At 63.5% G+C, this 23,301-nt stretch carries 26 protein-coding genes and 1 other RNA gene; 19 read left to right on the forward strand and 8 right to left on the reverse strand.

Going from position 1 to position 23,301, the window contains the following annotated elements:
* Positions 1-279: a transfer-messenger RNA gene (gene ssrA / locus VK804_RS00755) on the reverse strand; the annotation flags it as partial.
* A gap of 124 nt (positions 280-403) precedes the next feature.
* Here ssrA and VK804_RS00760 point away from each other — a divergent pair.
* The 9 genes from VK804_RS00760 (at position 404) to VK804_RS00800 (ending at position 7,754) form a co-directional block, all read left to right on the forward strand.
* Positions 404-1,018 (forward strand): chromate transporter, encoded by a 615-nt coding sequence (locus VK804_RS00760; protein WP_325366766.1) that lies wholly within the window; start codon positions 404-406, stop codon positions 1,016-1,018.
* Entirely contained in the window at positions 1,015-1,551 is a 537-nt protein-coding gene (locus tag VK804_RS00765; RefSeq protein WP_325366768.1) for a chromate transporter, read from the forward strand. The genes VK804_RS00760 and VK804_RS00765 overlap by 4 nt, the downstream gene beginning before the upstream one ends.
* A 147-nt stretch (positions 1,552-1,698) precedes the next feature.
* Positions 1,699-2,493 carry a thymidylate synthase gene (locus VK804_RS00770; RefSeq protein ID WP_325366770.1) on the forward strand — a complete coding sequence of 265 codons (795 nt, stop codon included), beginning with the start codon at positions 1,699-1,701 and terminating at the stop codon, positions 2,491-2,493.
* A gap of 8 nt (positions 2,494-2,501) precedes the next feature.
* On the forward strand, positions 2,502-2,987 hold the full coding sequence (locus VK804_RS00775) for a GNAT family N-acetyltransferase (protein ID WP_325366772.1): 486 nt from the start codon (positions 2,502-2,504) through the stop codon (positions 2,985-2,987).
* Positions 2,987-3,499 carry a dihydrofolate reductase gene (locus tag VK804_RS00780; RefSeq protein ID WP_325366774.1) on the forward strand — a complete coding sequence of 171 codons (513 nt, stop codon included), beginning with the start codon at positions 2,987-2,989 and terminating at the stop codon, positions 3,497-3,499. Before VK804_RS00775 ends, VK804_RS00780 begins: the two co-directional genes overlap by 1 nt.
* A 158-nt stretch (positions 3,500-3,657) precedes the next feature.
* Positions 3,658-4,812: an FtsH protease activity modulator HflK gene (gene hflK, locus VK804_RS00785; protein ID WP_325366776.1), complete on the forward strand. Its 1,155-nt coding sequence runs from the start codon at positions 3,658-3,660 to the stop codon at positions 4,810-4,812.
* Positions 4,809-5,732 carry a protease modulator HflC gene (gene hflC / locus VK804_RS00790; protein WP_325366778.1) on the forward strand — a complete coding sequence of 308 codons (924 nt, stop codon included), beginning with the start codon at positions 4,809-4,811 and terminating at the stop codon, positions 5,730-5,732. The genes hflK and hflC overlap by 4 nt, the downstream gene beginning before the upstream one ends.
* A 78-nt stretch (positions 5,733-5,810) precedes the next feature.
* The gene (locus tag VK804_RS00795) at positions 5,811-6,011 is read left to right on the forward strand and encodes a DUF2065 domain-containing protein (RefSeq protein WP_325366780.1); all 201 of its coding nucleotides are present in this window, start codon (positions 5,811-5,813) and stop codon (positions 6,009-6,011) included.
* Positions 6,012-6,239: 228 nt separating this feature from the next.
* Positions 6,240-7,754, forward strand: coding sequence for a Do family serine endopeptidase (locus VK804_RS00800; RefSeq protein WP_325366782.1), 1,515 nt, complete (start codon positions 6,240-6,242; stop codon positions 7,752-7,754).
* A gap of 143 nt (positions 7,755-7,897) precedes the next feature.
* Here the strand turns inward: VK804_RS00800 and VK804_RS00805 are convergent, their stop codons facing one another.
* The 4 genes from VK804_RS00805 to VK804_RS00820 form a co-directional block, all read right to left on the reverse strand.
* Positions 7,898-8,182: a DUF2442 domain-containing protein gene (locus tag VK804_RS00805; RefSeq protein ID WP_325366784.1), complete on the reverse strand. Its 285-nt coding sequence runs from the start codon at positions 8,180-8,182 to the stop codon at positions 7,898-7,900.
* A complete protein-coding gene (locus VK804_RS00810) occupies positions 8,142-8,378 on the reverse strand; it encodes a DUF4160 domain-containing protein (RefSeq protein ID WP_325366786.1) in 237 nt (78 codons plus the stop codon). Before VK804_RS00810 ends, VK804_RS00805 begins: the two co-directional genes overlap by 41 nt.
* Before the next feature lie 5 nt (positions 8,379-8,383).
* Complete coding sequence (serB, locus tag VK804_RS00815) at positions 8,384-9,289, reverse strand: phosphoserine phosphatase SerB (protein ID WP_325366788.1); 906 nt, start codon at positions 9,287-9,289, stop codon at positions 8,384-8,386.
* Between the two features lie 137 nt (positions 9,290-9,426).
* Positions 9,427-11,199, reverse strand: coding sequence for a hypothetical protein (locus VK804_RS00820; RefSeq protein WP_325366790.1), 1,773 nt, complete (start codon positions 11,197-11,199; stop codon positions 9,427-9,429).
* Between the two features lie 121 nt (positions 11,200-11,320).
* On the opposite strand from VK804_RS00820, the gene miaA reads away from it, so the two are divergent.
* The 8 genes from miaA to ilvC all read left to right on the forward strand — a co-directional run bounded on the left by miaA (position 11,321) and on the right by ilvC (position 19,661).
* Positions 11,321-12,247 carry a tRNA (adenosine(37)-N6)-dimethylallyltransferase MiaA gene (gene miaA, locus VK804_RS00825; RefSeq protein ID WP_325366791.1) on the forward strand — a complete coding sequence of 309 codons (927 nt, stop codon included), beginning with the start codon at positions 11,321-11,323 and terminating at the stop codon, positions 12,245-12,247.
* A gap of 383 nt (positions 12,248-12,630) precedes the next feature.
* Complete coding sequence (locus VK804_RS00830) at positions 12,631-14,406, forward strand: acetolactate synthase 3 large subunit (RefSeq protein ID WP_325366793.1); 1,776 nt, start codon at positions 12,631-12,633, stop codon at positions 14,404-14,406.
* A 221-nt stretch (positions 14,407-14,627) separates the two neighbouring features.
* A complete protein-coding gene (locus tag VK804_RS00835) occupies positions 14,628-15,611 on the forward strand; it encodes a threonine dehydratase (protein WP_325366795.1) in 984 nt (327 codons plus the stop codon).
* A 159-nt stretch (positions 15,612-15,770) separates the two neighbouring features.
* Positions 15,771-16,313 carry an acetolactate synthase small subunit gene (gene ilvN / locus VK804_RS00840; protein ID WP_325366798.1) on the forward strand — a complete coding sequence of 181 codons (543 nt, stop codon included), beginning with the start codon at positions 15,771-15,773 and terminating at the stop codon, positions 16,311-16,313.
* 3 nt (positions 16,314-16,316) lie between these two features.
* The gene (locus VK804_RS00845; protein ID WP_325366800.1) at positions 16,317-17,012 is read left to right on the forward strand and encodes a class I SAM-dependent methyltransferase; all 696 of its coding nucleotides are present in this window, start codon (positions 16,317-16,319) and stop codon (positions 17,010-17,012) included.
* An 8-nt stretch (positions 17,013-17,020) separates the two neighbouring features.
* Positions 17,021-17,896, forward strand: a complete 876-nt coding sequence (locus VK804_RS00850) for an EamA family transporter (RefSeq protein ID WP_325366801.1) — start codon at positions 17,021-17,023, stop codon at positions 17,894-17,896.
* A gap of 8 nt (positions 17,897-17,904) precedes the next feature.
* Positions 17,905-18,507 carry a LysE family translocator gene (locus tag VK804_RS00855; protein WP_325366803.1) on the forward strand — a complete coding sequence of 201 codons (603 nt, stop codon included), beginning with the start codon at positions 17,905-17,907 and terminating at the stop codon, positions 18,505-18,507.
* Positions 18,508-18,641: 134 nt separating this feature from the next.
* Entirely contained in the window at positions 18,642-19,661 is a 1,020-nt protein-coding gene (gene ilvC / locus VK804_RS00860) for a ketol-acid reductoisomerase (RefSeq protein ID WP_325366805.1), read from the forward strand.
* Positions 19,662-19,794: 133 nt separating this feature from the next.
* Here ilvC and VK804_RS00865 read toward each other — a convergent pair whose 3' ends face one another.
* From VK804_RS00865 to VK804_RS00875, 3 genes are all read right to left on the reverse strand, one after another.
* Positions 19,795-20,190: a RidA family protein gene (locus VK804_RS00865; protein WP_325366807.1), complete on the reverse strand. Its 396-nt coding sequence runs from the start codon at positions 20,188-20,190 to the stop codon at positions 19,795-19,797.
* Between the two features lie 121 nt (positions 20,191-20,311).
* Entirely contained in the window at positions 20,312-21,301 is a 990-nt protein-coding gene (locus VK804_RS00870; protein ID WP_325366809.1) for an AraC family transcriptional regulator, read from the reverse strand.
* A gap of 146 nt (positions 21,302-21,447) precedes the next feature.
* Positions 21,448-21,840: a hypothetical protein gene (locus tag VK804_RS00875; protein WP_325366811.1), complete on the reverse strand. Its 393-nt coding sequence runs from the start codon at positions 21,838-21,840 to the stop codon at positions 21,448-21,450.
* On the opposite strand from VK804_RS00875, the gene VK804_RS00880 reads away from it, so the two are divergent.
* Positions 21,818-22,255, forward strand: coding sequence for a hypothetical protein (locus VK804_RS00880; RefSeq protein ID WP_325366813.1), 438 nt, complete (start codon positions 21,818-21,820; stop codon positions 22,253-22,255). The genes VK804_RS00875 and VK804_RS00880 overlap by 23 nt on opposite strands.
* Before the next feature lie 237 nt (positions 22,256-22,492).
* Positions 22,493-23,301: ABC-F family ATP-binding cassette domain-containing protein (locus tag VK804_RS00885; RefSeq protein ID WP_325366815.1), on the forward strand; the 809-nt coding region annotated here is incomplete at its 3' end.

Raw genomic sequence — 23,301 nt, forward strand, 5'->3', positions numbered from 1 at the left:
AAACCGCTTACGCGGCCTGAGCAACCGGAGCATAGTTGTCGTTTGCAACTATTGCATAGCCCGATAACGGCGGAACCATACCGGGAAAAAACACGCCCTTTACGCCCTCGTCGATCCTGTTTCGCCCCCGCCGAAACCCGCATTCTCTGACGGCGGGTTTGGGTGGAGGCGCCGGGTGCTGCCCCCGGGTCCGAATGGTTTATTGCGACGGCAATTTATTTCCATAGCCGGCGAACCGGCATCCCCAATATAGGGGGTAAAAGTTGAGAAAAACAGAGGCTTAGGCCCAGTTTCGGGTTGGGAAAACGCGTCCTTCGGACGCAAGGGAAGACAGGTGGAAGACATGGGTGAACCTGCCGAATTGGGTTGGCCTCGCCGCGTCGGCCGTTCTAAGTCTCAGCCCATGCCTCCGGATTCGCTGCCGGCCGCCGCCTCGGCGCCGAACCTCCCGACATCGCCTCCGCCCGGCCTGATCGCGCTGTTCGTGGCGTTCGCCAAAATGTCGCTTTCGGGTTTTGGCGGCGTGCTGGCCTTTGCCCGGCGCGCCATCGTCGAGCAGCACCACTGGATGAGCGCGGAAGAGTTCAACGAGACCTTTGCGCTGTGCCATTTCCTGCCCGGTCCGAACATCGTCAATCTCTCGGTGGTGTTCGGATCGCGCTTTCGCGGGATTGCCGGCGGGCTCGCGGCCTTCACCGGATTGATCGGCCCGCCCGTGGTGATCGTCACGATCCTGGCCGCGCTCTACGCGCATTTCGGCGAGGTCGAAGCGCTCAGACGGATTCTGGCCGGCGTGGCCTGCGCCGCGGTCGGGCTTCTGATGGCGGTGGTCTTGCGAATGATGATGCCGCTGTTGAAGAAGCGCGATTATATCGGGCTGGCGCTGATGGCCGCGGTATTCGCGGCGATCGGGCTTCTCCGGTTGCCGCTGCCGGCGGTGTTGCTGGTGGCGATCCCGATCAGTATCGCGATCAGCTTTGCCATCCGCCGGCGGGCCCAGCGACAGGCCAAGCCATGAATCCAGGCAGCAACCCGATTTCGACCCTGGTCTGGACCTTCGCCGTGATGTCGTTGTTTGCGGTCGGCGGCGGTAATTCGGCCATTCCCGAAATGCACCGGGTCGCGGTCGACGTCCGGCACTGGATGACCGACAAGCAATTCGCCGACATCTATGCGATCTCGCAGCTCTCGCCCGGACCGAACGTGCTGATCGTTACCCTGATCGGCTATTCCGTCGCGGGCCTCGCCGGCGGGCTGGCTGCTACCCTTGCCATGTGCGGCCCGACCGCCGTGCTGGCCTATTTCGTCAGCCGCCTGCTGACGCGCATGCGCCATTCGCGCTGGCCCGGGATCATTCAGGCCGCCCTGGTGCCGCTTTCGATCGGGCTGATGGCCGCCAGCGCTTGCGTGCTGGCGGTGAGCTCCGACCGGAGCCTTGCCGCCGGCCTGGTGACCGCGGGCGCCGCCGTGCTGGCCTCTGCCACACGGCTCAATCCGCTCTGGCTGCTCTTGGCCGGGGGCGTTTTGGGCTTTGCCGGCGTGGTTGGATGAGGGCACGGTTCGGCGGCTGGCCCCTTGTCGCAGGCCCCCCGGATGTTCATTTTTCCGGTATAATCGGCATGGTCGGCCGAATCGGCTGTCGACGGCCCGGTCCGGCCGATAAAATCCGCCCCCTGCAAAGGCACCTGACGCAACGCCATGAATCAGTATCACGACCTGCTCGAACGGATTCTTGCCGACGGCGCGGAGAAGAGCGACCGCACCGGCACCGGCACGCTGTCGATCTTCGGCCACCAGATGCGCTTCAATCTGGCGAGCGGCTTTCCGATGCTGACCACCAAGAAGCTGCCGCTGAAAGCGATCGTGCACGAACTGCTGTGGTTCCTCAAAGGCGATACCAACATCAAATATCTCAAGGATAACGGCGTTTCGATCTGGGACGAATGGGCCGACGCCAATGGCGATCTCGGCCCGGTCTACGGCTCGCAATGGCGATCCTGGCCGGCGCCCGACGGGCGCCGCATCGACCAGATCTCCAATGTCATCGACATGATCCGGCGTAATCCGGATTCGCGTCGCCTGATCGTGTCGGCCTGGAATCCGGCCGACGTCGACAAGATGGCGCTGCCGCCGTGTCATTGCCTGTTCCAGTTCTATGTCGCGGGCGACAAGCTGTCATGCCAGCTCTACCAGCGCTCGGCGGATGTGTTTCTCGGCGTCCCCTTCAACATCGCCTCCTATGCGCTGTTGACCATGATGGTGGCGCAGGTGACCGGCCTGAAGGCCGGCGACTTCGTTCACTCCTTCGGCGATGTGCATCTTTATTCGAACCATATCGAGCAGGCCCGGCTGCAACTGACGCGGCCGACGCGGCCGTTGCCGACCATGAAGATCAATCCGGCGGTCAAGGACATCTTCGCCTTCCGCTACGAGGACTTCGTGCTCGAAGGCTACGACCCGCATCCGCACATCAAGGCCGAGGTCGCGGTGTGAGCGATTGAATGTCCCTACATGTCCGCCGCGCCCGCTCCGATGAAGCGGAGCTCGTGCTGTCGCTGGTTCGCGAACTCGCCGAATACGAAAAGCTCTCGCACGAGGTCGAGGCGACCGAGGCCGACATTGCCGCGGCGCTGTTTGGCGAAAATCCCGTCCTGTTCTGCGAGATCGCGGAGTGGGCCGGCGAACCGGCCGGTTTTGCCGTCTGGTTCCTCAATTACTCGACCTTCGCGGGCCGGCCCGGCATCTACCTGGAAGACCTGTTCGTGCGCCCGGCGCAACGCGGCAAGGGCATCGGCAAGGCGCTGCTGACGCATCTTGCCAAACGATGTATCGCCAACGGCTGGTCGCGATTGCAGTGGTCGGTGCTGGACTGGAACACGCCGTCGATCGACTTCTACAAATCGCTCGGCGCGGTCTTGATGGACGAGTGGACGATCTGCAAGGTCAGCGGCCCGGCGCTGATAGCGCTGGCGGAAGGTACACGCTGATGGAAATCGTCCTGATCGTCGCGGTCGCCGACAACGGCGTGATCGGCGCGCATGGCGCCATTCCCTGGCGGCTGAAAACCGATCAGGCCCGCTTGAAGGCGATGACGATCGGCAAGCCGGTGGTGATGGGGCGCAAGACCTTCCTCTCGCTGCGCCGGCCGCTGCCCGGCCGCACCAATATCGTGATCACGCGCGATCCTGCTTTTCGCGCAGCCGGTGCCGTGGTGACGACATCGTTCGAGGAAGCCTGCGCCGTCGCGCGTGGCGACGCGCTGCGGCGCTCGGTGGATGAAATCGCCGTGATCGGCGGCGCGGAAATCTACGCCCGGTGGATGCCGTGCGCCGATCGTCTGGAAATCACCGAAGTTCATGTCCGCCCCGAGGGCGACACGCATTTCGCAGCCCTTGATGCGTCGTGCTGGGAGGAGGTCGCGCGGGTGCGGAATCCGCCCGGTCCGGACGACAGCGCCGGCTTTTCCTATGTCACATACCGCCGACGAAAGTCGCATTAACCCCATCGGCCAATCTTTACATTGACAATTGCGGCGTGAGGCATAGCTGCTCCGGGCCAGAAGCTTGCGTTGTAAGGGCTGGACGCGTCCCCTATAAAGCCGGGCAGATATGGCGAGGCCGGGCATCTGCCCTCGGGCGCTCGCGGAGGAGACTGTCGATGCCATGGAAGAATCAAGGCGGGGGACCGTGGGGCTCGGGTCCGAAAGGGCCATGGGGCTCCGGCCCGCAACCGGTCGGCCCGCGGCCGCCCGATCTCGAGGATCTTCTGCGCCGCGCCCAGGACAAGCTCCAGCAATTATTGCCCGGCGGCTATTTCAGCGGTCTCGGCGTGGCGGTGGTATTGGTCGGCGCACTGGCGATCTGGGCGATGTCCGGCTTCTATCGCGTGCAGTCCGAAGAACTCGGCATCGTGCTGCGGTTCGGCAAGTACGTCCGCGACGCCCAGCCCGGCTTGAACTACCATCTGCCATATCCGATCGAGACCGTGCTGCTGCCGAAGGCGCTGCGGGTTTCCACCATCTCGATCGGCATGACGCTGATCGACGATCCGGCGCGACGCGGCCGCACCATGCGCGACGTGCCGGAGGAAAGCCTGATGCTGACCGGCGACGAGAACATCGTCGATGTTGATTTCACCGTGCTGTGGCGGATCAAGCCGAAGGGCGCCGCCGATTATCTGTTCAACATTCAGAACCCCGAAGGCACCGTGAAGGCGGTGGCCGAAAGCGCGATGCGCGAGGCGGTCGGCAAATCCAACATCCAGCCGATCCTGACCGGCGCCCGCACCTCGACCGAACTGAGCGTGCAGGAACTGATGCAGAAGACGCTGGACTCCTACGGTTCCGGCATCCTGGTGCAGCAGGTGCAGATGCAGAAGGTCGATCCGCCGGCGCAGGTGATCGACTCGTTCCGCGACGTGCAGGCGGCGCGCGCCGATCTCGAGCGCCTGCAGAACGAAGCCCAGACCTATGCCAACCGCGTCGTTCCCGACGCCAAGGGACGCGCCGCGCAGATCCTGCAGGTCGCCGAGGGTTACAAGCAGCAGGCGATCGCCGAGGCCAAGGGCCAGAGCAGCCGCTTCCTGAAAGTCTACGACGAATACAAGAAGGCGCCCGACGTCACCCGGGAGCGCATCTATCTGGAGACGATGGAGCGCGTGCTCGGCAGCTCCGAGAAGCTGATCTATGACGGAGGCGGTTCGTCCTCCTCGCAGGGCGTCGTGCCCTATCTGCCGTTGAACGAGCTGACGCCGCGGCGTGCGCCGGCGGCCACGACGGGCCAGCCGCAACCGCCAGCCGGAGTTACACGATGAGGTCCCCCGTCGCAGGCATTGGTGCGCTGCTCTTGCTGCTGGTCGTCCTGATCGTCGGCTACAGCGCGATCTTCACCGTGGACATGACCGAACAGGCGCTGGTGCTCCGGTTCGGTCGTCCGGTCGACGTGGTGACCGACCCGGGCCTCCACTTCAAGCTCTTCTTCTTCGACGCCGTGATCGACGTCGACAAGCGCATCCTCGATCTGGAAAACCCGTCGCAGGAGGTGATCGCCTCGGACCAGAAGCGGCTGGTGGTCGACGCCTTCGCCCGCTATCGCATCAAGGATGCGCTGCAGTTCTATCAGAGCGTCGGCAACATCCAGGCCGCCAACCTGCAGCTGACGACGCTGTTGAACGCCTCGCTGCGCCGCGTGCTCGGCGAGGTCACCTTCATCCAGGTGGTGCGCGACGAGCGCGAAGCCCTGATGGCGCGGATCCGCGATCAGCTCGATCACGAAGCCGGCAACTATGGCATCCAGGTGGTCGACGTGCGGATCAGGCGCGCCGACCTGCCGGAGCAGAACAGCCAGGCGGTCTACCAGCGGATGCAGACCGAGCGGCAGCGCGAGGCCGCCGAATTCCGCGCCCAGGGCGGCCAGAAGGCGCAGGAGATCAAGTCCAACGCCGATCGTGAGGCTACCATCATCGTCGCGGAAGCCAATTCCACCGGCGAACGGGTGCGCGGCGAGGGCGACGGCGAACGCAACCGGCTGTTTGCCGAAGCCTATGGCAAGGATCCGGATTTCTTCGCCTTCTACCGCTCGATGACCGCCTATGAAAACGGGTTGAAGAGCAACGACACCCGCTTCCTGCTTAAGCCCGACTCCAACTTCTTCAGGTTCTTCACCGGTCCCTCGGGCAAACCGGCGGCGGAAGCTGCTGCGGCGCCCGCGCAACCTGCGGCGCCGAAACCGTAAACACCCGAGGGCGGCGCGAAATCTCGCGCCGCCCTTTTTCAAAACTAAGAACAACATCAAGCGGGAGGTTGCAGTCCGATGAGGTCCATAGCGTTCGCCGACTTCCTCATCGGTTTGGGCATTCTGTTCGTGCTTGAAGGCCTGATGTTCGCGGCAAGCCCGGCCTGGATGCGCCGGGCGATGAAGAGCGCGCTGGCGATGCCCGACAACATCCTGCGCGCGGTCGGCATCGGATCGGCGGTCGTCGGATTGATCCTGATCTGGGCGGTGCGCCACTGAGGCCAGGCGCGAACCCGGAACCGCGAGATTCCGGGTTCGCGCTTCGCGCGCCCCGGAATGACGATTATTTATCAACGCCATCGTGAGTGGCGGCATCCCGCTTTTCGCCGTATTCAGCGATGCTTATTTGGACGGAATGTCCCGCTCAAATGCTTGCGCCGCGGCCCGGTTCGGGCGCACTGTGGACGTCAAATTCCGTTCCCGATTTTTCAAGGAGAGTGAGCTGCCATGACCGCTGCGATTCCAGCCCTGAGCCATCGCCTGCGCCCCGTGCTGGCGGCGATCTGTCTCGGCGCCACAACCATTCTGCTGTCGGCCGTGCTGATGCCGGTGCCGGCACTGGCGCGCGGCCCAGACGGCATCGCCGACGTCGCCGAAAAGGTGATCGACGCGGTGGTCAACATCTCGACCTCGCAGACCATCGAGGCCAAGGCCGGTGGGTCCGAGGGCAGGGGCGCGATGCCGCAACTGCCGCCGGGCTCGCCGTTCGAGGAGTTCTTCGACGATTTCTTCAAGAACCGCCGCGGCCCCGGCGGCAAGGGCGGCGACCTGCAGCCGCACAAGACCAATTCGCTCGGCTCCGGCTTCATCGTCGATACCTCGGGCATCGTCGTGACCAACAATCACGTCATTGCGGATGCCGACGAGATCAACATCATCATGAACGACGGCAGCAAGTTCAAGGCCGAGCTGGTCGGTGTCGACAAGAAGACCGACCTGGCGGTGCTGAAATTCAAGCCGAGCAAGCCGCTGATCGCGGTCAAGTTCGGCGATTCCGACAAGCTGCGGCTCGGCGAATGGGTGATCGCGATCGGCAATCCGTTCAGCCTCGGCGGCACGGTGACCGCCGGCATCGTCTCGGCGCGCAACCGCGATATCTCCTCCGGGCCTTACGACAATTACATCCAGACCGACGCCGCCATCAACCGCGGCAATTCCGGCGGCCCGCTGTTCAACCTCGATGGCGAGGTGGTCGGCGTCAACACGCTGATCATCTCGCCGACCGGCGGCTCGATCGGCATCGGCTTTGCGGTGCCGTCGAAGACGGTGGCCGGCGTGGTCGATCAGCTGCGGCAGTTCGGCGAATTGCGCCGCGGCTGGCTCGGGGTGCGCATCCAGACCGTCACCGACGAAATCGCCGAGAGCCTCAACATCAAGCCCGCGCGCGGCGCCCTGATCGCCGGCGTCGACGACAAGGGCCCGGCCAAACCGGCCGGCATCGAGCCCGGCGACGTCGTCATCACCTTCGACGGCAAGGACATCAAGGAGCCGAAGGATCTGTCGCGCGTGGTGGCCGATACCGCGGTCGGCAAGGAGGTCGACGTCGTCGTCATCCGCAAGGGGCAGGAGGAGACCCACAAGGTCACGCTCGGCCGGCTGGAGGATACCGACAAGGCGGTGCCGGCCTCGGTCAAGTCGCAGCCCGAGCCCGAGAAGCCGGTGACGCAAAAGGCGCTCGGCCTCGATCTCGCCACGCTGAGCAAGGACTTGCGCAGCCGCTACAAGATCAAGGACACGGTCAAGGGCGTCATCATCACCAATGTCGACAGCACGTCCGACGCCGCCGACAAGCGCCTGAGCCCGGGCGAGGTGATCGTCGAGGTGGCGCAGGAGGCGGTCAGCAACGCCGCCGACGTCAAGAAGCGCGTCGATCAGCTGAAAAAGGACGGCAAGAAATCGGTGCTGCTGCTGGTGTCGAACGCCGACGGCGAGTTGCGGTTTGTCGCGCTGAGCGTGCAGTAGCGATCGAGATGTTGTCCCGGCGAAGGCCGGGACCCATAACCCCGGCGGCCGGCGGTTAGGCAAAAACCGTCCAACAGCGTCTTTCAAAATAAAGGCTGCGGCGTATGGGTCCCGGCCTTCGCCGGGACGACGTTGAGGCAGGTTCAGCCAGCTCGCGCTTGAACACTCGGCCGTCCGCGCAGCATCCCTGCAATGCCGAGGTCCTCGTCGATCTCGGGCCAGTGGATGCCCATCGGCATCAGTTCGAAGCGCTCGCGCGCCGCTGCACTGGCCTCTTGCAGCCGCGGATACCATTCTAGCGGGGTCGCGATCCTGCGGCCATCCGCCAGCGTCACCACGAGTTCATCGGCGGTGAAGGCAACCGAGACCGGTCTGACATCGCCGACATCAATTTCCAAAGTGCTCATGCCATTTGCCTTCGAGGACATCGCGCTGCGATCTCAAGTGGCGGATAATAGCGCCGATTTCATGCGCGGGAAATCCCGCATTGACCGCAACCGAGATGTCGTGGAGCCAGAACGTGGCTTCGAAATCTCCAGCTTGGACATGGATGTGCGGCGGCTCGCCCCGTTCGTTTGAGTAGAAGAAAGCGCGATAAGGTCCCCAGCGCGGGACGGTCGGCATTGGGCCTATCCCCCGACAAACTCGTCCCGCCGATACCCCTGCGCGTACAGCAACGCCGTGAGGTCGCCGTGGTCGATCCGCGCCGCCGCCGCGGCCGCCACGGTCGGCTTGGCGTGGTAGGCGACGCCAAAACCGGCGTGCTGGATCATGCCGAGATCGTTGGCGCCGTCGCCGATCGCGAGCGTGTCGATGTCGTCGAGATCGAAGGATTCGGTGAGCTCGATCAGGGTGGCGAGTTTGGCGGCGCGGCCGAGGATCGGCTCCTCGACCTCGCCGGTCAGCTTGCCGTCCTCGACCTTCAGCCGATTGGCGCGGTTTTCCTGGAAGCCGAGCATCGCGGCGAGCGCGCCCGTGAACACGGTAAAGCCGCCGGAGATCAGGCAGGTGTAGGCGCCGTGGGCGCGCATGGTCATGACCAGTTCGCGACCGCCCGGCGTCGGCTTGATGCGGGTCTTCAGCACCTCGTCGATCACGCTGACCGGCATGCCCTTGAGCAGCGCGACGCGCTCGCGCAGCGCCAGCTCGAACTCGATCTCGCCGCGCATCGCGCGCTCGGTAATTTTGGCGACATGCGCCTTCAGGCCGGCGAAATCCGCCAGCTCGTCGATGCATTCCTGGCCGATCATGGTGGAGTCCATGTCGGCGAGCAGAAGCTTCTTGCGCCTGACGGCCTGCGGCTGCACCACGATATCGATCGGCAAATCACCGCGGGCCTTGCGCAGGCGGTTCTCGATGGCGCGGAGGCCGGGGTTTTCGGGCGTGAGGTCCGCGAAGGGAATGTCGACCGCGACCTCGTCGAACAACCATTGCGCCGGTCCCGCCGAGGGCAAAATGGCGCGCGCACCGTCCACCACCGTGCTATCGAGCGCGGGGGAGGCGGGATTGCAGATCAAGGTCGCGACGAGAGACATCAGGTGAGTTCGCAAGAGAACAGCGACGCCGTGCTTATCGCAGGGCCGACCGCCAGCGGCAAGTCGGCGCTTGCGTGCCGTCCTCATGCGAAAGCCGCAATTCCAGAAGCGTTTCGACCGCCAAGGGCGGGCAAACGTCAGGGAAACAAAGGAATTATATCTCCCCAGATATGACTCAAGCCGCCCCCGCCGGACGAGCCGAGCATGTTGTTGTCGTGGCAATCGAAGCAGGCGCCGGGCTGCTTGAACGTTTCCATCGTGGAGTTGGCAATGGTGGTGGTGCCCAATCGGTTGCCGGTTGTGGGTGCTAGTCCGTTTGTCCAGATTGAACCGATCATGATGTAGTTCTTGCGTACGTCGCCAGCGGCCAGCTGGTCGATGACGCTATTGTTGATCGAGATGACCGCGGTATTGTTGTCGGCCGCCTGCGAACCGGTTGGATCCGACCCCCAGGCGTTCATTCTGGTGACGTTGATGGGACCAATCGGCTGGCCTATGATGCTGTTCTGAGGCCCGACACTCATTGTTTGGGCGGGCGCGTTTGCCGAGGCGCCGTCGGCGGAAAACAGCCAGGAGCCGGCGCCGTCCGCCGGTTTGGTGACCGTCCCGGACGTGGTTTTATAGGTGTATTGCGTATTGGGCGTATTGTTGACGTGCTCGAACGTGGCCCAGATCATTTCCGGATGCCCGTTTGCGCTGCCAACGACATGCATTCCCACCAAAGCCAGCGTCGCCGGCTTGGTCCCGGACGGGGTCCAGGTCTTGTTGTCCGCCGACGGGGTATAGGTTGGGATCGTCGTGTTGATGGTGACGTAGTCTTGCGGGTTGGCGAGGCCCGCGGTCTCGACCCAAGAAGACTTTATCTCCATGGTCAGGGCGATGCCATCCGGGAACTGCTGTTTTGTATTCGGTGGCGGCGCCTGCTGCGCGACAGTCGTGATCTTGTCGAGCGTGTCCTGGACAGTCGGGAATTGGGTGGGCGCCGGATTGATCTTGGCGTCCGCTGCGCCGGTCTTGAAATAAGCGAAAACGTCGTTGACCTCGATCAGGTAATAAACGAGCGACTTGTTCTGAGCCATCAGAACACCTCCGCTCCCCGCCTGGCCTTCTTCCGTTTCCACCACCGCGCCGGAGGTGGTCAAAAGGGTGGGCTTTCCTTCGACCAGTACCGTGGCAGGAGCCAGATCGATGACGGCGCCAGCCTTGTCGCGCAGCGGGCCGGACTCGTTGAGAAGCAATGGCGATCCGTTTGGCGCGGTCTTGACGTCGATTGCCTTGTTTGACCTGTCGAGCAACACTGGCCTGCCGCCGGATCCGGTCAGAACGCGCCCGACCTCGGCTAATTGATTTGCCGCGTTCAACAGCACGATTTTGCCGGCTGGTCCGGTTTCCGGATGAACAACATCGTGGACTTTTCCGGTACTGTCGAACGCGACTTCCTGTCCCTGGCTGCCGCGTAGGGCTATGCTGGGAGCGAAGCTCCTGAACTGGCCCGGCGCAGCGGGGGCACGGAGAGTACGCTTGCCGCTCGCCGGATCTGCGGGCAAGACTTCGTAGAATTGCGGCGTATCGAACACGTGACCGGATCCCAACGGCGAGGTCAGCCAGAGAAACATCTGTTCCGACCATCGAAAAAACGGGCACAAGGCAGTGTTGTCGGGAGCTGTAAAGGTCAGGCTGTTCGCGGGAAGCACGATCCCGTCTTTGGCGATGGCGTTGTCTGCGAACCATTTTTGGAAATCTTCCGGCGATACGCTGCATGCCGTTGGGTCCGCGTCAGACGGAAGGATGGTTTGTGCCGTCGCTGGATGGGCAATCAGCAACACAGCCAAGGCGACCAGCCAGTGCATCATGGTATTGCAAACCGTTGCGATGTTCCGTTTGCCTGTTGGGGGATGACCGATGTTCATGGCGTTTTCCAATCAATGAAACGAATATGGGTGGGAATAGAATGAACAACTCAAGATTGTTGCACAAGGATATCGCCGGGCGCAATACGCTCGCACGCCGGTCCCACCCAGGCCGGACTGCATGAGCAATCCCGCCGCCATTCTGATCGCGGGACCGACCGCCAGCGGCAAGTCGGCGCTTGCCACGGCGCTTGCGCAAAAAGCCGGCGGCGTCATCGTCAATGCCGATTCCATGCAGGTCTATCGCGATCTCCGCATCATCACGGCGCGGCCGACGCCGGAAGAGGAGGCGCGGCTTCCGCACAGGCTCTACGGTCATGTCGATGCCGCCGTGAATTTTTCAGCCGGCGCCTGGGTGGCGGACGCGGCCAAGGTGCTGGCGGAGGCGCGTGCGCAACAGCGCCTGGCGATTTTCGTCGGCGGCACCGGTCTTTATTTCAAGGCCTTGACGCGAGGCCTGTCGGCGGTGCCGCCGATTCCGCCCGGGATCCGCGAAGCCGTGCGCGCACGGTTGGAACGCGACGGCGTCGAGGCGCTGCATGCTGACCTCGCGCTGCGCGATCCGGCCTCCGCCGAGCGGTTAAAACCGCGCGACCGCACCCGCATCGCCCGCGCGCTGGAAGTGGTCGAAGCCACGGGGCGATCGCTCACCGACTGGCATCGCGACGGCCTGCCGCCGCTGTTGCCGCCGGGCACGTTTCGCGCGCTGTTTCTCGCGCCCGAGCGCGACGAGCTTTACGTCCGTATCGACGCCCGGTTCGAGGCGATGCTGAAGGCCGGCGCGCTGGAGGAGGTCGCCCGGCTTGCGGCACGAAAACTCGATTCCTTGCTGCCGGCCATGAAGGCCCATGGCGTGCCGGCGCTGATCCGGCATCTCGCGGGCGAGATCAAGCTGCAAGAGGCGGCCACCATCGGCCGCGCCGACACCCGCCATTACGCCAAACGGCAGTTCACCTGGTTCCGGCATCAACTGCCGGAATTTCATTGGGTGAAGCCGGAAGAGGCACGCGAGTGGCTAGGCTCCTCCGTCATTCCGGGGCGCGCGTAGCGCGAACCCGGAATCTCGAGATTCCCCGATGTGCAATTGCACATCTGAGGTCTGGTCCTTCGGACCATCCCGGAATGACGGTGAAAAACTCTCGCCCGGCGCCAAAAACCCCGCTAAGCTGTGAATCGAGCGCTGAGGCTGCCCGCCGCTTGACTTTCCCGGCTTGGGCAGTATGTTTCGCGCAACCTTTGGGAAGTACGACCGGCCAAATGCGTAATATTATTACCAAGCTTCTTATCGTCGTCGTACCCAGGCGCACCGCCGGGGATGGCTGAGGCCATCCAAAATCGGGCGGTGTGCATGGGGCCTTTTGGGCCCCTTTTTATTTTCCAAAGACCCCAACTGAAGAAGCCGCGCTGGCAACGGCGCATCCGGAGCAAGCCATGAGCGACTTAAGCCACGATCCGAACCAGATGACCGGCGCCGCGATGATCGTCCGCGCCCTGATCGATCACGGCGTCAAGCACCTCTTCGGCTATCCCGGCGGCGCGGTGCTGCCGATCTATGACGAGATTTTCCAGCAGAGCGAGGTCGAACATATCCTGGTGAGGCACGAGCAGGGCGCCGGCCACGCCGCCGAGGGCTACGCGCGCTCGACCGGCAAGCCCGGCGTGGTGCTGGTGACGTCAGGCCCCGGCGCCACCAACATGGTGACGCCGCTGACGGACGCGCTGATGGATTCGATTCCGCTGGTCTGCATCACCGGGCAGGTGCCGACGCATCTGATCGGCAACGACGCGTTCCAGGAATGCGACACCGTCGGCATCACCAGGCCCTGCACCAAGCACAACTGGCTGGTGCGCGACGTCAACGATCTGGCAAAAGTGCTGCATGAGGCGTTCTATGTCGCGAGCACCGGCCGGCCGGGGCCTGTCGTGGTCGACGTACCGAAGGACGTGCAGTTCGCGCTTGGTCGCTATCATCCGCCGCGCAAGTCCGACGTGCACGTGTCCTACACGCCGCGGGTCAAGGGCGACGCCGCGCAGATCCGAAAAGCCGTGGCGCTGCTCGCTTCCGCGAAACGTCCGGTGATCTACTCCGGCGGCGGCGTCATCAATTCCGGACCCGAGGCCTCGAAGCTGCTGCGCGAACTGGTCGAGGCGACGGGATTTCCGATCACCTCGACCCTGATGGGGCTCGGCGCCTATCCGGGATCGGGCAAGAACTGGCTCGGCATGCTCGGCATGCACGGCACCTACGAGGCCAATATGGCGATGCACGGCTGCGACGTCATGCTGTGCGTCGGCGCGCGCTTCGACGACCGCATTACCGGGCGGATCGACGCGTTCTCGCCGGGCTCGAAGAAGATCCACATCGACATCGATCCCTCCTCGATCAACAAGAACATTCGCGTCGACGTGCCGATCATCGGCGACGCCGGCAATGTGCTGGGTGACCTGCTGCAGGTGTTCAAGGCGGAATCGAAGAAGCCGGATATCCGCCCCTGGTGGCAGGAAATCGCGAAATGGCGCGCGCGCCATTCGCTGTCCTACAGGAAGAGCAACGACATCATCATGCCGCAATACGCGATCCAGCGGCTGTTCGAGGCCACGCGCGGCCGCGACGTCTACATCACCACCGAGGTCGGCCAGCACCAGATGTGGGCGGCGCAGTTCTTCGGCTTCGAGGAGCCGCACCGCTGGATGACCTCCGGCGGGCTCGGCACCATGGGCTACGGCCTGCCGGCCGCGGTCGGGGTCCAGGTCGCGCACCGCGACAGCCTCGTGATCGACATCGCCGGCGATGCCTCGGTGCTGATGACCATGCAGGAGATGTCGACGGCGGTTCAGCACGACTTGCCGATCAAGATCTTCATCCTCAACAACCAGTATATGGGCATGGTGCGGCAGTGGCAGCAGCTGTTGCACGGCAACCGGCTGTCGCACTCCTACTCCGAAGCGCTGCCGGACTTTGTCAAGCTCGCGGACGCCTATGGCTGCGTCGGCCTCCAGGCCATCAAACCCGGCGATCTCGACGGCGCGATCAAGGAGATGATCACCGTCAAGCGCCCGGTGCTGTTCGATTGCCGGGTGGCGGCGCTGGAAAACTGCTTCCCGATGATCCCCTCCGGCAAGGCGCACAACGAAATGCTGCTGCCGGCGGAAGCCACCGACGAGGCCACCGCTACGGCCTTCGCCGGCGGCAAGGCGCTGGTGTGAGGATGGGGTGATGATGGAAACCGCACGCGCGCTCTTTACCTCGCCCCGCTTGCGGGGAGAGGTCGAAATTCGCGGTAGCGAATTTCGGGTGAGGGGGACTCTCAACGAGTCGCGCTCGCTGAGAGAGCCCCTCACCCCGACCCTCCAAGAGCGAGCTTCGCTCATCTCGACCCCGCGCAGAGCGGGGCGAGGGAGCGCACCGCAGTCGCGGAGGCACGCCGATGTTTGACCTCGCCCAACTCGAGCACGCCCACACGATCGTCGGCGCGGCGATGCCGCCGACGCCGGCGCATGCGTGGCCGCTCTTGTCGGAGCGGCTCGGCACCGAGGTCATCGTCAAGCACGAGAACCATACCCCGATCGGCGCCTTCAAGGTGCGCGGCGGGCTCGTCTATGTCGATCGGCTGAAGCGCGAGCGGCCCGATGTCGCCGGGCTGATCTCGGCCACGCGCGGCAATCACGGCCAGAGCCTTGCGTTTGCGGCGCGCCGCTACGGCGTGCCGGTGACGATCTATGTGCCATCAGGCAATTCGACCGAGAAGAACCGCGCCATGCGGGCGTTCGGCGCCAACCTGGTCGAACACGGCGATGATTTTCAGGCCGCCGCCGAGGAGGCCGCGCGTCACGCCAGGCGTGACGGACTGGAATTCGTCCGCTCCTTCCATCCCGATCTGGTGATGGGGGTGGCGACCTATGCACTCGAACTGTTTCGGGCAGCTCGCGATCTCGACGTGCTCTATGTGCCGATCGGACAGGGCTCGGGCATCTGCGGCTGCATCCTGGCCCGTGACCTGCTCGGGCTGAACACGGAGATCGTCGGCGTGCAATCGACCGAGGCGCCGTCCTATGCGCTGTCGTTCTCGGCCGGCACGGTGGTGAGCACCAACAGCAGCAATACGCTCGCCGACGGCATGGCGACGCGCGTTCCCGACGCCGACGCGCTGGCGATCATCCGCAAGGGCGCCTCGCGCATCGTACAGGTCACCGACGATGAAGTGGCCGCGGCGATCCGCGCCTACTGGACCGACACGCATAACCTCACGGAGGGCGCCGGCGCCGCCCCGCTCGCGGCCGCGCTGCAGGAAAAGGCAAATCTCCGCGGCAAGCGCGTCGGCCTGATCCTGAGCGGCGGCAATATCGATTTTGATTTGTTCAAACGATGGGTCGTCGGCGAAACCGTCGCCGGCGGCAGGGTGTTGGTGTGAGACAGCGAGATGAAAGCCGTCATGGCCGGGCAAAAGCGCGAAGCGCGTCTTCGCGCCAGATGTCCCGGCCATCCACGTCTTGCTGCGGAACCAAGGAAGACGTGGATGCCCGGGACAAGCCCGGGCATGACGAATGAGAGATGATTGGGGACGAAGAACATGAACCAGCCCGCATCCGCCTATTTCATGGAAGAGCGCCATGAGCCGACCGCGTCGCACACGCTCTCGGTGCTGGTACAGAACGAACCGGGCGTGCTGGCGCGCGTGATCGGGCTGTTTTCCGGACGCGGCTACAACATCGAAAGCCTCACCGTCTCGGAGACCGAAAACCAGAAGCACGTCTCCCGCATCACCATCGTCACCACGGGAACGCCGATGGTGATCGAGCAGATAAAACACCAGCTCGACCGCATGGTCCCGGTGTATCGCGTCGTCGACATGACCCTGTCCGGCCGCGCGATCGAGCGGGAGCTGGCGATGGTCAAGCTGCGCGGCACCGGCGAACACCGCGTCGAGGCGCTACGGCTCGCGGAAGCGTTCCGCGCCCGGGTGATCGACGCCACCACCGAGAGTTTTGTGTTCGAGATCACTGGCAACTCCGGCAAGATCAACCAGTTCATCGACCTGATGCGTCCGCTCGGCCTGGTCGAGGTGTCGCGCACCGGCGTCGCCGCGATCGGGCGTGGGGCCGAGGGGATGTGAGCCATGCTGGCGCGCGACTGGTATTATAACGAGCGGCGGCGGCTGGGCCTGGATTCCGCGGTCGCCGCGATCTACGACCGCCACGACGACAGCGACCTGCGCGCCCGTGCCGCGCTGACCATGCTGGGCGTGAAGCCGGGTTGGCGGGTCGCCGATATCGGCTGCGGCAATGGCGTCTTGGCCTGCGAGGCGGCGCTGATGGGCGCCGAGGTCGACGCGATCGATATCTCGCCGGCGATGCTGGGGCTCGCCAATATCCAGGCCAGGGATCGCCGGGTCGCGATCCGCACCCAGCCGGCGGGACTGTTGAGCTTCGCCTATCAGCCCGATTCCTACGACCTGATCGTCAGCGAATTCACGCTGCATCATCTGCCGGATTTCTGGAAGGCGGTGGCGCTGTCGCGGATTCATGCCGCGCTGAAACCCGGCGCGAATTTCTATCTGCGCGACATCGTGTTCGTCAGCATGCCCGATGGCGCCGAGCGCGACGTCGAGGCCTGGGCCGATTTCTCGATCAAGAACCACGATTTCGACCGCGACAGCGTGGTCACCCATATGCGCGACGAATATTCGACCTTCGGCTGGGTGATCGAGCGGATGCTGACCGACACCGGCTTCACGCTGGTCGCCGCCGATTACCACGCACCGCTGCACGGCACCTATCTGCTGCGCAAACCCAGACATGGCGAGCAGGGCTAGGGACGTCGATGAAACCAGCCGACGTCTTCCTCGCCGTCCTGGTGGCGGTGATCTGGGGCCTTGCCTTCGTGGCGAGCCGGATCGCGCTCGACGAATTTTCGCCGACGCTGATGACGACATTGCGTTTTGCCATCGCCGCGGTGCCGTGCCTGTTCGTGCGCAAGCCGGACGTCTCCTGGCCGCTGCTGATCGCGATCAGCTTCACGCTGTTTCTCGGACAATTTCTGGCGCAGGCCTACGGCATCGCCCAGGGCGTTCCCGTCGGCCTCACCAGCGTGATCGTCCAGAGCCAGGCGCTGTTCACGATCGGCTTTGCCGCCGCGCTGTTCGGCGAGCGGCCGACGCCGATGCAGACCGCCGGCATCGGGATTGCGACCGTCGGCCTGCTGATGATCTGCGGCACCGTCGGCTACGATTTCAGCCTCAGTGCCTTTGCCATCATCATGATCTGTCCGATCAGCTTTGCGATCGGCAATCTGTTGCTGCGGCGGGCGCAGAATGTGCGGATGTTCGATCTGTTTGCGTGGCTGTGTCTTGTTGCGGCCGTGCCGCTGTTTGCGCTGACGCTGGCGACCGACGGGCCGGGACCGACATGGCATGCGCTGTCGCACATGTCGCTGACCGGTCTCGTCTGCATGATCCTGCTCGGGGGCGTCTCCACCTCGATCGCCTATTGGCTATGGGGCCGACTGTTGCGGGATTATCCGGCCGCCCAAGTTGTGCCGTTCGCGCTGCTGGTGCCGTTCGTCGGCTCCGCCGCCTCCAGTCTCGTGTTCCACGAGACATTCGGGTCGCTGCGGCTCGCCGGCATGGTCACGGTGATCGGCGGCATCGCGGTGATGCTGCTGGCGAAGCGGCCTCAAATCCTGCCGAAGATCGCGTGAGCGCCGCCATGTCGCAGCCGCTTCTGGTCGCCTTCGTGATTTTCGCCGCGGTGATGTATTTCACGCCCGGGCCGAACAACATCATTGTGCTGTCGTCGGGACTGACCTACGGATTCCGCCCGACGATCCCGGCGATTGCGGGGATTACGTTTGGTTGCGCGTTCATGGTCGCAGCGGTGGGCATTGGCTTCGGGGCCATCTTCGTCGCCTATCCCATCCTGCAGACGATCCTCAAATATGCTGGCGCGGGCTATCTGGTTTATCTTGCCGCCATGATCGCGATCTCCGAGCCGGTCACACCGGGGCAGGACACCGGGCGGCGCCCGATGACCTTCTGGGGCGCGGTGTTGTTCCAGTGGGTGAACGTCAAGGGCTGGGTCATGGTGATCGGCACCATTACCGCCTATGCCGGCATTGCGAGCTTCCCCTGGAACATCGCCACCCAGGTGGTGATTTGCCTCCTGCTCGGCGTCGCCGCGACCTCGGTCTGGACGCTGTCCGGCAGTTCGCTGCGCTCGCTCCTGACCTCGCGCAAGGCCGTGCGGGCTTTCAACATCGTCATGGCCGCATTGCTGCTGGCCTCGCTCTACCCGGTCTTTGCAGGCGCATGAGAAGGCCAAGCCATGCAGAAACGGACTTTCCACCGCTGATGAAAATGGACTAGACAACGCTCCGAAATCACCGCCAACCCCAAGAAATACACGATGATCCGGGCACTCCGCTCGGCCAGCCAAGAGGAACGACCATGCGTGTTTATTATGATCGCGACGCCGACCTGAACCTGATCAAGGGCAAGAAGGTCGTCATCGTCGGCTATGGCAGCCAGGGCCATGCCCATGCGCTGAACCTGAAGGATTCCGGCGTCAAGGACGTCGCCATTGCGCTGCGCAAGGGATCGGCCTCGGCCAAGAAGGCGGAGGCCGCCGGCTTCAAGGTGATGGAAGTCGCCGAAGCCGCCAAATGGGCCGATCTCGTGATGATGCTCACCCCCGACGAATTGCAGGGCGATATCTACCGCGATCACCTGCACGACAACATGAAGAAGGGCGCAGCCCTGGTGTTCGCCCACGGGCTCAACGTGCATTTCAACCTGCTCGATCCGCGTTCCGATCTCGACGTGCTGATGATCGCGCCGAAAGGTCCCGGCCACACCGTGCGCTCGGAATATCAGCGTGGCGGCGGCGTGCCCTGCCTGATCGCGATCCACAAGGATCCTTCCGGCAACGCCCACGATCTGGGCTTGAGCTATGCTTCCGCGATTGGCGGCGGCCGCGCCGGCATCATCGAGACCTCGTTCAAGGAAGAATGCGAGACCGACCTGTTCGGCGAGCAGGTGGTGCTGTGCGGCGGCCTGGTCGAACTGATCAAGGGCGGCTACGAGACGCTGGTGGAAGCCGGCTACGCGCCGGAGATGGCCTACTTCGAATGTCTCCACGAAGTGAAGCTGATCGTCGACCTGATCTATGAAGGCGGCATCGCCAACATGAACTACTCGATCTCCAACACGGCCGAATACGGCGAATACGTCACCGGTCCGCGCATCATCACCGACGAGACCAAGAAGGAAATGCGCAAGGTGCTGGCCGACATCCAGGGCGGCAAGTTCGCCCGCGACTGGATGCTGGAGAACAAGGTCAACCAGACTTCGTTCAAGGCGACCCGCGCCAAGCTCGCCACCCATCCGATCGAGGAAGTCGGCGCCAAGCTCCGCGACATGATGCCTTGGATCAAGAAGGGCGCACTGGTCGACAAGACCAAGAACTGAGGCCCCCGCGCCGTCATTGCGAGGAACGAAAGCGACGAAGCAATCCAGATCTTAGTGTCTCTGGATCGCTTCGCTGTCGCTCGCGATGACGTTCGCCCATGGGTCCCGGCTCTTCGGCCGGGACACGAGACGCCTACACCGCCGCGATGCAGTCGATCTCGATATCGAACGGCCCGAACCATTGCGGCACGCAGACGAAGATGCGCGCCGGCGGGTTAAGCGGAAAATACCGCGCATAGATCGCGTTGACGGCGGCGAATTTTTCCGCCGAGGTGCAATAGACATTGCACTTGAGGACGTTGTCCAGCGAGGAGCCCGCGGTTTCCACGCAAAGCTTCAGTTGCTCCAGCACGAGCTCTGCCTGCCGCTCAACCGTCGCATCGACGACAACGCTGCCGGTTTGGGGATCGAACGGCGGAAGCCCCGACACATAGATCGTGTCGCCGTGCCGCGTCACGACGGAGGCAGGCGCCTTCACCCGTTCCAGATAGGTCGACAACGGTTCGACGCGGATCACTTCTTTCGTCATCGCTATCCTCCACTCGCGCTGGCAGCCTAGAGTATGCCACGCCGGGAAGCCAGGATGCTTCGATATGCACCGAAGTGTGAGGTGGTTTTAGGTCGGGAGAGAAGCCGACGCGATGCGCCCTCTAGCTCCGGCGCGCCGAACGGGCCAGCGTTTCGGAGGGGCGCTCGTCGAAGGTTTCGCGATAATCCCGCGCGAAGTGTCCGAGGTTGCCGAAACCGCAGACAAAGGCGACGGCCGTGACGGAAGCCTCGGGATCCCCCGAAGCGAGCATTTCGCGGGCATGCCTGAGCCGCACCATCCTCGCAAAGGCCATCGGGGAATAGCCACGGCTCTGCTGGAACGCCCGGAAGATCGCGCGTGCGCCGACGCCGGTTGTTTCCACCAGGTTCTCGATCGATATCGCCTCGTCCCAATGGGCCTCGATGAATTCCTCCGCCCGGCGCACATGCGAGGGCAGGGTGTCGTTCGGTTCCCGCTCCAGGAGATCGCTGAAATTATGCCGGTTGGCGCTCAGGAACGATACCAGAATGGCCTGCTCGAGTTCGCGCTGCACCAGCGGCGGCAACGCCTCGGAAGCTGTGTTGAGCTGTTCGGCGAAAAAACGGATCAGCCGCCAGAGCTGCTGAAAGCGGGGCGTGTTTCGGTTGACGGCAGTCTCGAACACAAGCTTGCCGCTCGGCTGCGCGCCGAGAAGATAGCACAGCTTGCGTTCGAACGCGCCGCCATCGATCCGCATGTTGAACCATTCATGGCCGCCATCGCTGGCGAGCGTGACTTTCTGGCCGGGCGAGATGATGCAACATTGATCCGCATCGAGTGCGATGGCGTGTTTTCCGATCGTCGATTGGCCCTTGCCCGTGAAGGCGCTGAACAGGCGAAACCGTTCAGCCTCCGGAAACTCGCAGCTCGCAGTGGTGCTCCCATAGCCGTAGATAAGGCCGATGCTTTGAAGCTGAACGAGACTGCCCCTCGCCGTCAGGCCTTTGGATGATTTGATCTCGGCATTGGTCGCGCCGTACCGCGTCAGCAAGGCATGCCTGAATTCCTCCGGATCGGAGGTCTGAAATACCGGAAATCGCTGGAGCGGATTGACGAGAGGCTCAAAAGACATGGGTTGGTCTGCTCGCGTCGCTCTCGCTCGGGTTTGTTCAAGATACCGTTGATCGCGCCTATCGAAGTCAAGGCTACAGGACTTTGCCCTCAATCGGAAGAAGCGGTGCGCCGGACGATCGCTTCGTTATATCGATTCAAATATCACTAGATGTCTCGCGCGCACACCAATGCCTGTCGTTTGTGCACAAATGTTTCCGGAATTACATGCCAGGCGATGCCGGCCGGCAACAGGCGGAACGCGCCGGCCGTCAGCTTGCTGCCAGGCCGAGCGACCGTTACGTTGAGGGTTGATCGCAGGTCAAAGGCGGTCGGGGTCAGCGCGAACGGCTCTTTAAAAATAACAATCAAGGATGGCGGGAAAATGCGAAAGCGCGGCGTGCTTGTTCTTATGGCTTCGTTCGGCCTCGCTCTGTTGAGTGCACCGGCATCGCCGGTCTTCGCCGCGGAACCTGCGTCGGCCGTGATCGACAACGAGCGCGTCAAGGTCTTCGACACGACCGAAAGCATCGCACCGATGCCGGACGATTTTGTCGCCATTTCTTTTGCCGACGGCACCGCCAGGTTCGGCCGTGCGGGCGAGACCGCGGGTATCCCCGGGGTTCGCACCATCGTCATCGACCTGAAAAACTATCCTGTGGCGCCACTCGCCAACAATACCGGCTATCCCAACGCCTATCCGCGGCCGCATATCGACAAGCTCCTGGAAAACGACCGCGTCATCGTCTGGCACTATCGCTGGTTCCTGAACGATCCGACGCCGATGCATTTCCACGATAAGGATGTCGTGGTGGTCTACCTCGAGGACTCGCCGCTGCAATCGACCGAGCCGAACGGCAAGGCCGTGGTGAACGAGTACAAATCCGGTGATATCCGCTTCAACAAGCGCGACCGTATTCATACCGAGCTCGTGGTGCGCGGCTCGGCGAGTGCGGTGATCACGGAACTGAAGTAGGAGCAATCACGCGTCACGTGCTGTTTCTTCACCTCGCCCCGCTTGCGGGGAGAGGTCGCTGCCCACCGTCGGATGGGCTGCGGGTGAGGGGGACTTTCCGAAAGCTCGATTGTTGAGAATCCCCCTCACCCCAACCCTCTCCCCGCAAGCGGGAGAGGGAGCCTGCTCTCACTGCTTTCATTTTCCCACATCATGCTCTAAGAGCGGCCCGAAACTCCTTTCGGGCCCCACACACGCATGATCCGTCTCGACAATATCTCCAAGCAAATCGGCCACCAGATCCTGTTCATCGAAGCCTCCGCGGCGCTCCAGAAGGGCGAAAAGGCGGGTCTGGTCGGCCCCAACGGTGCCGGCAAGACGACGCTGTTCCGGATGATCACGGGCCAGGAATTGCCGGATGAAGGCCAGGTCTCGACCGATCGCGGCATCACCATCGGCTATTTCAGCCAGGACGTCGGCGAGATGAGTGGCCGCAGCGCCGTCGCCGAGGTGATGGATGGGGCAGGGCCCGTGGCCGCGGTCGCGAGCGAATTGAAGGTGCTGGAAGCGGCGATGGCCGATCCCGATCGCGCCGACCAAATGGAAGAGATCATCGCCCAGTATGGCGAGGTACAGCACCGTTTTGAGGAACTCGACGGCTATGCGCTCGAGGGCCGCGCCCGCGAAGTGCTCGCAGGCTTGAGCTTCAGCCAGGAAATGATGGAGGGCGATGTCGGTGCGCTCTCGGGCGGCTGGAAGATGCGCGTGGCGCTGGCGCGCATTCTCTTGATGCGGCCGGACGTCATGCTGCTCGACGAGCCGAGCAACCATCTGGATCTCGAGAGCCTGATCTGGCTCGAGCAATTCTTGAGGGGGTACGACGGCGCGCTGTTGATGACCTCGCACGACCGCGAGTTCATGAATCGGATTATCAATAAGATCGTCGAGATCGACGGCGGTTCGCTGACGACCTATTCCGGCAACTACGAATTCTACGAGACCCAGCGCGCGCTGTCCGAAAAGCAGCAACAGGCGCAGTTCGAGCGCCAGCAGGCGATGCTGGCCAA

The organism is Bradyrhizobium sp., from assembly GCF_035484855.1.
Classification (GTDB): domain Bacteria; phylum Pseudomonadota; class Alphaproteobacteria; order Rhizobiales; family Xanthobacteraceae; genus Bradyrhizobium.

Coding starts and splice junctions, on each gene's coding strand:
- serB (WP_325366788.1), bottom strand. CDS start 9,289: ATGTCTCTCGTCGCGACCTTGATCTGCAATCCCGCCTCCCCCGCGCTC.
- VK804_RS00855 (WP_325366803.1), top strand. CDS start 17,905: ATGTCGCAGCCGCTTCTGGTCGCCTTCGTGATTTTCGCCGCGGTGATG.
- VK804_RS00820 (WP_325366790.1), bottom strand. CDS start 11,199: ATGAACATCGGTCATCCCCCAACAGGCAAACGGAACATCGCAACGGTT.
- miaA (WP_325366791.1), top strand. CDS start 11,321: ATGAGCAATCCCGCCGCCATTCTGATCGCGGGACCGACCGCCAGCGGC.
- VK804_RS00875 (WP_325366811.1), bottom strand. CDS start 21,840: ATGGCGACAAAATCGTCCGGCATCGGTGCGATGCTTTCGGTCGTGTCG.
- ilvN (WP_325366798.1), top strand. CDS start 15,771: ATGAACCAGCCCGCATCCGCCTATTTCATGGAAGAGCGCCATGAGCCG.
- ilvC (WP_325366805.1), top strand. CDS start 18,642: ATGCGTGTTTATTATGATCGCGACGCCGACCTGAACCTGATCAAGGGC.
- VK804_RS00865 (WP_325366807.1), bottom strand. CDS start 20,190: ATGACGAAAGAAGTGATCCGCGTCGAACCGTTGTCGACCTATCTGGAA.
- VK804_RS00850 (WP_325366801.1), top strand. CDS start 17,021: ATGAAACCAGCCGACGTCTTCCTCGCCGTCCTGGTGGCGGTGATCTGG.
- VK804_RS00830 (WP_325366793.1), top strand. CDS start 12,631: ATGAGCGACTTAAGCCACGATCCGAACCAGATGACCGGCGCCGCGATG.
- VK804_RS00835 (WP_325366795.1), top strand. CDS start 14,628: ATGTTTGACCTCGCCCAACTCGAGCACGCCCACACGATCGTCGGCGCG.
- VK804_RS00780 (WP_325366774.1), top strand. CDS start 2,987: ATGGAAATCGTCCTGATCGTCGCGGTCGCCGACAACGGCGTGATCGGC.
- VK804_RS00810 (WP_325366786.1), bottom strand. CDS start 8,378: ATGCCGACCGTCCCGCGCTGGGGACCTTATCGCGCTTTCTTCTACTCA.
- VK804_RS00765 (WP_325366768.1), top strand. CDS start 1,015: ATGAATCCAGGCAGCAACCCGATTTCGACCCTGGTCTGGACCTTCGCC.
- VK804_RS00775 (WP_325366772.1), top strand. CDS start 2,502: ATGTCCCTACATGTCCGCCGCGCCCGCTCCGATGAAGCGGAGCTCGTG.
- VK804_RS00800 (WP_325366782.1), top strand. CDS start 6,240: ATGACCGCTGCGATTCCAGCCCTGAGCCATCGCCTGCGCCCCGTGCTG.
- VK804_RS00760 (WP_325366766.1), top strand. CDS start 404: ATGCCTCCGGATTCGCTGCCGGCCGCCGCCTCGGCGCCGAACCTCCCG.
- VK804_RS00870 (WP_325366809.1), bottom strand. CDS start 21,301: ATGTCTTTTGAGCCTCTCGTCAATCCGCTCCAGCGATTTCCGGTATTT.
- VK804_RS00805 (WP_325366784.1), bottom strand. CDS start 8,182: ATGTCCTCGAAGGCAAATGGCATGAGCACTTTGGAAATTGATGTCGGC.
- VK804_RS00770 (WP_325366770.1), top strand. CDS start 1,699: ATGAATCAGTATCACGACCTGCTCGAACGGATTCTTGCCGACGGCGCG.
- hflC (WP_325366778.1), top strand. CDS start 4,809: ATGAGGTCCCCCGTCGCAGGCATTGGTGCGCTGCTCTTGCTGCTGGTC.
- VK804_RS00845 (WP_325366800.1), top strand. CDS start 16,317: ATGCTGGCGCGCGACTGGTATTATAACGAGCGGCGGCGGCTGGGCCTG.
- hflK (WP_325366776.1), top strand. CDS start 3,658: ATGCCATGGAAGAATCAAGGCGGGGGACCGTGGGGCTCGGGTCCGAAA.
- VK804_RS00880 (WP_325366813.1), top strand. CDS start 21,818: ATGCCGGACGATTTTGTCGCCATTTCTTTTGCCGACGGCACCGCCAGG.
- VK804_RS00795 (WP_325366780.1), top strand. CDS start 5,811: ATGAGGTCCATAGCGTTCGCCGACTTCCTCATCGGTTTGGGCATTCTG.